Source organism: Microcoleus sp., from assembly GCF_049646505.1.
In the GTDB taxonomy this organism is placed as follows: domain Bacteria; phylum Cyanobacteriota; class Cyanobacteriia; order Cyanobacteriales; family Microcoleaceae; genus Microcoleus.
In genome coordinates this window covers 1-7,485 of the sequence record NZ_JBARVX010000112.1, presented here as the reverse complement: position 1 = coordinate 7,485, position 7,485 = coordinate 1, and the positions used below count along the sequence as shown (strand labels likewise).

10 protein-coding genes and 1 pseudogene are annotated in these 7,485 nt (G+C 40.6%); 4 read left to right on the top strand and 7 right to left on the bottom strand.

What is annotated here, in order from left to right; all coding sequences use genetic code 11:
* A pseudogene (locus WBA89_RS06635) lies at nt 1–182 on the bottom strand (hydrolase); the annotation flags it as partial.
* 323 nt (nt 183–505) lie between these two features.
* On the opposite strand from WBA89_RS06635, the gene WBA89_RS06630 reads away from it, so the two are divergent.
* Nucleotides 506–1,966 carry a glycosyltransferase family 87 protein gene (locus WBA89_RS06630; RefSeq protein WP_424404935.1) on the top strand — a complete coding sequence of 487 codons (1,461 nt, stop codon included), beginning with the start codon at nt 506–508 and terminating at the stop codon, nt 1,964–1,966.
* Nucleotides 1,967–2,006: 40 nt separating this feature from the next.
* On the opposite strand, the gene WBA89_RS06625 is transcribed toward WBA89_RS06630, so the two are convergent.
* Nucleotides 2,007–2,213: a ribbon-helix-helix domain-containing protein gene (locus WBA89_RS06625; protein ID WP_333254960.1), complete on the bottom strand. Its 207-nt coding sequence runs from the start codon at nt 2,211–2,213 to the stop codon at nt 2,007–2,009.
* Between the two features lies 1 nt (nt 2,214).
* Nucleotides 2,215–2,439, bottom strand: coding sequence for a helix-turn-helix domain-containing protein (locus WBA89_RS06620; RefSeq protein ID WP_424404933.1), 225 nt, complete (start codon nt 2,437–2,439; stop codon nt 2,215–2,217).
* Between the two features lie 139 nt (nt 2,440–2,578).
* Between WBA89_RS06620 and WBA89_RS06615 the strand changes: the two genes are divergently transcribed.
* The 3 genes from WBA89_RS06615 to WBA89_RS06605 all read left to right on the top strand — a co-directional run bounded on the left by WBA89_RS06615 (nt 2,579) and on the right by WBA89_RS06605 (nt 3,596).
* Nucleotides 2,579–2,896 (top strand): hypothetical protein, encoded by a 318-nt coding sequence (locus tag WBA89_RS06615; protein ID WP_333396763.1) that lies wholly within the window; start codon nt 2,579–2,581, stop codon nt 2,894–2,896.
* 179 nt (nt 2,897–3,075) lie between these two features.
* Complete coding sequence (locus tag WBA89_RS06610; protein ID WP_424404931.1) at nt 3,076–3,426, top strand: hypothetical protein; 351 nt, start codon at nt 3,076–3,078, stop codon at nt 3,424–3,426.
* Complete coding sequence (locus WBA89_RS06605) at nt 3,423–3,596, top strand: hypothetical protein (protein ID WP_424404929.1); 174 nt, start codon at nt 3,423–3,425, stop codon at nt 3,594–3,596. Before WBA89_RS06610 ends, WBA89_RS06605 begins: the two co-directional genes overlap by 4 nt.
* A gap of 429 nt (nt 3,597–4,025) precedes the next feature.
* Here the strand turns inward: WBA89_RS06605 and WBA89_RS06600 are convergent, their stop codons facing one another.
* The 4 genes from WBA89_RS06600 to WBA89_RS06585 all read right to left on the bottom strand — a co-directional run bounded on the left by WBA89_RS06600 (nt 4,026) and on the right by WBA89_RS06585 (nt 7,342).
* Complete coding sequence (locus WBA89_RS06600; protein ID WP_424404927.1) at nt 4,026–4,553, bottom strand: hypothetical protein; 528 nt, start codon at nt 4,551–4,553, stop codon at nt 4,026–4,028.
* Nucleotides 4,554–4,580: 27 nt separating this feature from the next.
* Entirely contained in the window at nt 4,581–5,027 is a 447-nt protein-coding gene (locus tag WBA89_RS06595) for a hypothetical protein (RefSeq protein WP_424404925.1), read from the bottom strand.
* 255 nt (nt 5,028–5,282) lie between these two features.
* Nucleotides 5,283–6,254: a hypothetical protein gene (locus WBA89_RS06590; protein WP_424404923.1), complete on the bottom strand. Its 972-nt coding sequence runs from the start codon at nt 6,252–6,254 to the stop codon at nt 5,283–5,285.
* A 5-nt stretch (nt 6,255–6,259) separates the two neighbouring features.
* Complete coding sequence (locus tag WBA89_RS06585; protein WP_424404921.1) at nt 6,260–7,342, bottom strand: hypothetical protein; 1,083 nt, start codon at nt 7,340–7,342, stop codon at nt 6,260–6,262.
* Between the last annotated feature and the right edge of the window lie 143 nt (nt 7,343–7,485).

The following is a 7,485-nucleotide window of genomic DNA, read 5'->3' as shown; positions in this document are numbered from 1 at the left end:
ACTCCTGTTTTGCCGATTCCTTCTATGGCGCGGACTCCGCTGGATGCGAGAACACCGGCTACATAGGCTGCGGTTTGGTATTCTTGGCCGCTGAGTTCGGGGTGTGAGTGGATGTGGCGGCGAATTTCGATCAAGCGGGGTGCGAGGGTGGCGGCTAGTTCTTGGATGCGGGCAAGAAGCATAGATTATCTTGGGGAGTGCGGTACAAGCTGTAGTCAACTAGGTTAACGCAAATGTTTGAGGGTGAACAGGGTTACAAGGGACTAAAGTGCGATTCCCTACGGGATAGCTGCGCTTCACGGGCTTTTGGATAGCAATCCTATTTTGTTTGTGAATAAGATTTTTTTGTAACCGCAGAGGGCGCAGAGGACGCAGAGAAAATAGAGAAAATAGAGTTAGGCAGAAACGGTTAATAAAAGTCTATATTCTAGGTTTAAATGCTGATTTTAGTTGGCAATCTTTGGTTGTGATATCATCAAATAGTATATTTTTGCAATTATTTTTTATGATAACTTTTGGATGGTGGAATGTGATTATTATAATTACAGTTGCTTGGTTTCTAAAATGTAATTGGAGATTAGAAACCGAAAAAACAACATGGCAAGATTCTTTGTTTTTAAAACATCCTTCGATCCAAAGGTTAACTCAGTTTTTTAGTCAACCTATCGTTAACTTTATTTTGCAAGCAGTTATTGTATTAGTTGTCACCCGATTTCTCAGTTATACTGGTTGGTTGGTTTACAATCTGACTCATCGGCTCGATCCGCCTTACTGGGATTTTAAGTGGTTTTATGTAGCGAGTAGATTAGCCCATCAGCATTTGAGCCCCTTTAATGTCGAAGTATTTAACAGCGGTTTCTGTAGCATCACAAAAGTGTGTGGTTTTATTCCATCTTTTGTTTATCCACCTAATATCATTCCTCCGCTGTGGTTTTTGGGCTATTTCCCGATGAAGACTGCATTCACAATCTGGATTTGGCTGCACCTTATTGCCACAGGTTTTGTTTTATGGGGAGCAAATATCTTGTTGGTGTCGCACTCACCAGCTTTTAGGATTATTTGTAGTCTATCAGTTGCATTCCTCTACGGTTTTGTCTTCGATCTTCAAGTTGGCAATGTGGCAACTTTTATTGCCGTTCTGCTGTTGTGGATGTTTATTTATGGTAGAAAAAATCAGGATATAATTGCAGGAGTTTTATTGGGATTAGCTTTTTGTAAACCAACCTTAGTTATATTGTTTATTCCTTATTTTCTAATCAAAAGACGGTTTCAGCTAGTTTTTATATCTATAGTCACGGTAACTTTTTTGGCATTTATAGGTCTAGCTGTAACTGGCAATTCCTTAACAGGATTTCTACAGGATGCGACTCGTGGATTTCCACTCTGGCTCAACGATCCATCGAATAATCCTTATATTTCTATGAGTCGCCTTGATTTAAGGGTTATGGGGCCGAGATTTTTCCCCGATAGTCCTTTCGTGGCGAAGCTATTTTCTGACTTGATTATTCTGGTGCTAGTTGGTTTAGTGAGTTGGTATTTTTACCGAAAACAATCTCGCAATGCTTGGTCAAAAAAACTTGAGTTATCTGAAATGGTGCTAATTTCTAGTTTGAGTATTGCTATCAACTATTCACAGCCCACCAGTTCGGTGATGTTAGCACCGGCGGTGGTTTTTTTGCTGAACGATTTATGTTTTCAGATTAAAAATTGTGTCTTTTCTCGGCAAAGAATGTCGGTTTGGTTGTTGGGGGTTGGTTGTCTGTTGGTGCAAACGGCAGTGATTCATGCTGGGTTGTTGGTGTTTCTGGGAAAGCGCTGGAATTGGAAGGGGGGGGAATTGCCTTATTTGTTTAAAGTAACTATTTTTTCACTGCCGAGTTATGCAGTTTTAGGTCTTACGTTGAGTGTTTTAGTTTTAGCAATGACATCTCTTGGTCAAAAACAGGTGGCTGAATTTGATCCATAGATGCTCCGAGGGGCGGGCTGTTGAGGGCAAAGTTAGCTGCTTAGTCGTCTTTGGATTGATTAAATTTGCCTTCCTTCTGTGCTCTGTCGAGCCCTTCTTCCACTAAAAGTAGTGCCATTTGGGAAATAGAACGACGCTCAAGACTAGCCAGTTTCTCTAACTTCTCCTTAATTTCGGGCGGCGGGTAAAAGGCAACTCTAGGAGATTTTGCAGGACTCACATTGTTTGGGGGTAGCGTGTTCACCATGTCATTTTAAGCCATCGGGCTCGTCCTCCTCGTAAACCATTAAATCCCCAGGCTGACAGTTCAGTGCTCTGCACAAAGCGCTGAGAGTGGCTTCGTCAATTCTGGTGAGTCGGCGACGGGTTTTGATTTTAGACACAGAAGTGGGGTGCATCCCAATTCTAGCCGCCAATTCTTTATTGCTGATATTGCGATCGGCCATCACAACTGCCAATTTCCAACGGATCACTGCTGATGCTCAACTGCTAGCGATAACTTTGCAAGCAGATGTTACCATTCTGCAACCTTAACTATCCCTTAAGTTGTCGTTACGAGCATTTATTTTGTCGTAACGATTGACAAGCGGCAGCGATTGAACTAGACTCAGGATGTACAAACGAAAAAGCGATCGCCCCCTGGCCTGGAAAACTGGAGGGCGATCGCAATTTCACTATTCGTGTAATTCAAACTCTATGATATCACAGCCAAAATCAGTTCCCGAACTGCTCCGGGAAGAAATTCCCGACGTACCCGCTGGCAAACAACCGATTCGTTTGCTCATTTGCGGCGTTCCCAAAGCGGTAGAAAGCATCGTTAATCTGTTGCACGTTTTGGGTTTTGCACAAGTTGGAGAGTGGAGCCCGCCTCTACCTTCGCCTCTAGCGGGTGAGGTGATTCGGATTTTAACTCGTTACTGGAAAGAATAGTCTTTAAGGGCGATCGTCTTCGTTGGCGCAGCCCCCGTAGGGGCGGGCTGCGCTAACGCGCTTTTTAATGTGAAGTGCGATCGACCTTTGTGTCTCATTGAAGGGCGATCGCTACTTGTCAAGCTCAAATAGCTTCTTTTTTTTTGACAAAGACTATAATCAGTAGTAAGTCGTATCATATGTCAATTCCATCAGAAATAACCGTTCTAGTTGAGCGTATAAAGCAGGAGCTAACTCAAATTGAGCAGGAATCAGGTGAGGGACTAAATATTTGTAGAGCTATCCTAGAGAGCTTTCCAAACAATTTTACCGTGATTCAGCTTTCGGGATTTTTAAACACCTGTATATTTTTCGCAAACACGTCGAAAACACAGATTCAGCAACGCATAGAATATCTCTCAGCAGTTGAAGTCCTGACAAATGATAGAATAGAAGAGGTGGGGGAAGACTTGGCAATGGAACTAGGCCGAGTGCTGGAAACTAAAATAAGAGTTAGTAGTGTTAAAGCCCGTTTGGAGAATTTACAATGACACAAAAAGAACTAGATGACAAGGAATTGCTAGAAATTTTGGAATTAACAAGAGACACCGAACAGAAAGCTAGAGAAATGTGTCAAATGATCTCGGCTAATACTGCTAAATACCAAAAATGGTCTGAAGCTCAAGCTAAACCAGCCGACAAACAGAAACAACCTCAATAAGTAAGTTGTAAAAAAGGCGATCGCATTGACCTTCGTGTCTCATTTAGGGCTTACCCATAAATACCAAATCAACGGGGTTTTTGGCAACTTCTACGAGGCGTAGCGCGTCTTCTCAAAAAAAACCAGTTTCTGGTCTCTGGCAATATAAAGTATGGACAAAGCTTAAACCTGACAAACAATTCATCAAAGTCAAATATTATGCAAGTTGTCATTCAACCTCCCTCCCTCATTTAAACCGGAATTAAAGTCGAAACAGTCAATAATCGTCCTCTGTTCAAGTTTACCGATCGACTTCAACTCCATCTACAAACCCTTCTGGAAAAAAATAAAGTCAACGATCTAACGGCTGAAGAACAAGACGAACTCAACGCCATCAACGAACTCGATCGTCTTTTTACTTACCTAAACTCCCTCCTCCTCAAACTATATTCAACTCACAGCTAGAAGCTCATTAAGCTTATTTTTTAACTCTGGGGATGCCATTAATGGATTATAGACTTCCCCCTCGTATGGTTGCCAAACATAACTAGGACTAAATGGTCGAAAAACAGGTGATATTTCTAGCCCATGAGTAAGTTCATTTGCTAAAACCAATCCCGGAATAGATAAAATGGATAAATCCTCCATAAGTTCACTATAGGTTCTGAATTCATCAACTTCAACCCCAACCAGAGCATAGCGAAACCAAGCAGCAAACCGTAGAGTCTGATAAAATAAAATACCTAATTCTGTCATCAGATAAGCACTTTCAGGGCTATCTATTCCCACTTCACTAATATTATTGGGATAAACCCGACACCACCAATTTCGATCCATATCTTGAAAAGTATCTGTTCGACATAGACATTGGCGATTATTTGACAGCATCCATTCTCTGCCCTCAAAGTGTTGAGCAAATTTATTGACATTGCTTTCATCAGAGCCACACTCTGCCGATAAACTGAATATCCATGCCATTGTTATAGACTCCTATAATATATAAAGTTAATCAACTCTTTCCCAATCATTTTGGGTGTTTGCCAATGCTGCCTCATACCTTTCCAAAGACATTGTAGCTCTTGGCAAAATGCTAACGTGGGTCGGGCTATCTTGGACAGCTTGCAAATCTCCCATAATGTTTCTGTCATCAATTTGCCATAGGGAGTCTTTTCCAGTTCCACCAAATTTTGAAGGTCTGCGAAAAGCTGGTAAACTTTCAATTGAAAGGGAAACAGACATTCCCTTTGTATTCCTGACGGCAACAACAACAAGCTCTCCTCGAAACTCATGTTCTGACTCTGCTAACAAATAGCCTTGCTCATTCAGATAACCTGTCGGCATTTGCTCAATATCTATGTCAATACCAGGTCTAATCCCTAATAATCTAGCACTACGACCTATTTTGGGCTTACCATTTTGCTCCGCCATGCCACGATAGTAAAATTTTGCCATCAGCTCATATAGCAGCAGTTTGATATAACGATATTATACCAAATCCACCTTAAATACCCCGTTTACCTCTTAGTCTGCGGAGGCAGACTTCGTTTTTGTAGACGCGGTTTCAACCGCCGAATAATACTATTTTGATGATATTCGATAGCGCGTCCAAAAACAATAAAATAGCTTGGCGCGGTTGGCGTTGAAGGCGATGGAACAGAATGTAAGCCGCATATTAGTGTCCGGTACATCCGATTGTTAGATGAGTAATTAGAAAAGCATTAGATTTTTGTCATTATGGTCAATATCAATTTGAGTGACTGTTGCCAAGTAAAAGTTTTTGATAGCATCTATTTTTTGTTGGGAAAAAAGATTGAAGTGATCTGGAGAGATGACAAAGTTTTCGCAATATCTCAGTATAGTCTTAGAAAGAAGATAGAGTTGATATTCACCACTAGCATTTATAATTTCATCAGCATAAGGTCTTAAATCTTTTTGATGATCTCCCAGATAAGAAAGCAAAATAATTGTATCTTTTTTTTGTGGAAACACATTGAAAACAATAAATTTTTGTTCAGGTATTTCCACCCCGATGATGCTTTTAATTGGATCAAATAGGGAGCTTACAGCCAAAGGACAATTTCTCTCAATCCGAATACACTCGTGTTCAATTTCCGTAAATGAATTACTGTTGTAGATATTATCGTAATTCTGTTTGTATTGATACCAATTAATAGCATTTATTATTGGTCTCGTTGCTGCTTTCCAAAATGGTTCATCCATATTTTTAGAATCCCACATTCCTGCCTCAGCCGATTTCTGATAAGTAGTTTGTAAATCCCTAGCAGATTTAATTCTGGTATGTAATTCACGAAGAACTGATCTGTAAGCGATCAAGAATTTTTGCTCTTCGTTGCTACTGTCAAACTGATTAACATCTATAGGACGGAATAACTGGCTATCATGTTCACCGCATAATCCTGTAAACGTTGTTGCTTTATTGCGTCCAACCTCATTAAATTCTATTTCTGGCTCTGTATCAAGATTTAGCCTGTGTACAGCCATAATGAGATGATTGTTACTGGCTAATTGGTCTAAAATCTGACTATTCTGAATTGAGTGTGCGTTGATACAGTCTTTAGTACAATCAGACTTAGGCCATAAGCATTTATTATATTTCTTGCTGAGTTGAGTATATATCAAACTTTTTAACTCATTCATCACTTTTTTATCTTTGCTCATCAGGTTTATTCCTCCTTTTCCTTCATATACTGCTGGTAAAGCGTCGGCAAGTTTTCAACTTCTTGATCGGAAAGACCATAGCTTTTCCAATACTTTCTTGCTTCTTCATGCAAGGTTTTATGACCAATATCCATCTGTCTTTGATATCTTTTCAAGCAATCTTTAATGGCATCCTTCAATGCTCCATCCTTGTCACGATCCCATATTGGGCAAAACACACCAATCCTGCGCTCGCTCGGATCTTCATAAAAACGCCCATATATTGATTGAATGTGTAAATGGAACTCCGGGTTGGATTGCTGGAATGATCCAATGTACCGCTCAACATTCTTAATCCAGTCATACAAAATCGCATCACCGAGACTATAAGCGACTACTACGTCACTGCCACCTGGTTCACGAGAAAGTAGGTTTGTCCTACTTTCCCTTGGGCATGGTCGAACAATTGCCATCAATTCAGGAGGTAAGCCGTGCATCCTGTTACTAGAGAAAATTGCCTCAATCACTCCTCTCTCGGCACGAAAACGATCTCTAGCTGATGGAATTGCATTATTTTTTATATTATTCAGATGTCCTTGCGCTCGATCTGGGGACGATTGAGTTTGATTGTTACTCTGCATCGCCTGTTTAAGTCGAGATTGTATCTGTATTTGTTCTTGCTTTTTTACTTCATTTCGCTTACGGATTTGATCATCATAAAGTTGCTTCAACTCATCTTTGCGAACTTGTCCAACCACAACAATTGTTATGGAATCTAGCCATTCAGGAAGGGCGCGATCATGATTGCACCATAGTTGCTCAATATAAGCAACTAAACTGTCTCGTTGCTGCTTAGGAATGTCTTGTGGCTCTAGCCAGATTTTACTGACCTTTTCGCGATCGCTATTATCAACTTCGTACCAAAAATTCATCTCCAACGAACCAGCATCTAATTCTTTTGCCAGATTGGGGTAATCACGCTTGATATTTGTGATGTGAAACCAAACATTATTTCCAAGTCGTCGATTGGCGGCCCTAAATGTGCGGCTTACAAAGCCGAAGCCCCTTACTGTATCGTATTTCTGAACATGACCAAATTCGACTTCCACTACTGCAAATCCTCAGTTAAATATTGTAGATTGCACTAAGTAAACGAAACCAAATCCCTTCCCTTCCGCTAATTATTAATTATAGCATTGTGGTATTGTGGCTTCTCAACTCCTGAACTAATCAACCTCGCCCAACTCCCCCA

Coding starts and splice junctions, on each gene's coding strand:
- WBA89_RS06605 (WP_424404929.1), top strand. CDS start 3,423: ATGACACAAAAAGAACTAGATGACAAGGAATTGCTAGAAATTTTGGAA.
- WBA89_RS06595 (WP_424404925.1), bottom strand. CDS start 5,027: ATGGCAAAATTTTACTATCGTGGCATGGCGGAGCAAAATGGTAAGCCC.
- WBA89_RS06625 (WP_333254960.1), bottom strand. CDS start 2,213: ATGGTGAACACGCTACCCCCAAACAATGTGAGTCCTGCAAAATCTCCT.
- WBA89_RS06590 (WP_424404923.1), bottom strand. CDS start 6,254: ATGAGCAAAGATAAAAAAGTGATGAATGAGTTAAAAAGTTTGATATAT.
- WBA89_RS06615 (WP_333396763.1), top strand. CDS start 2,579: ATGTACAAACGAAAAAGCGATCGCCCCCTGGCCTGGAAAACTGGAGGG.
- WBA89_RS06630 (WP_424404935.1), top strand. CDS start 506: ATGATAACTTTTGGATGGTGGAATGTGATTATTATAATTACAGTTGCT.
- WBA89_RS06610 (WP_424404931.1), top strand. CDS start 3,076: ATGTCAATTCCATCAGAAATAACCGTTCTAGTTGAGCGTATAAAGCAG.
- WBA89_RS06600 (WP_424404927.1), bottom strand. CDS start 4,553: ATGGCATGGATATTCAGTTTATCGGCAGAGTGTGGCTCTGATGAAAGC.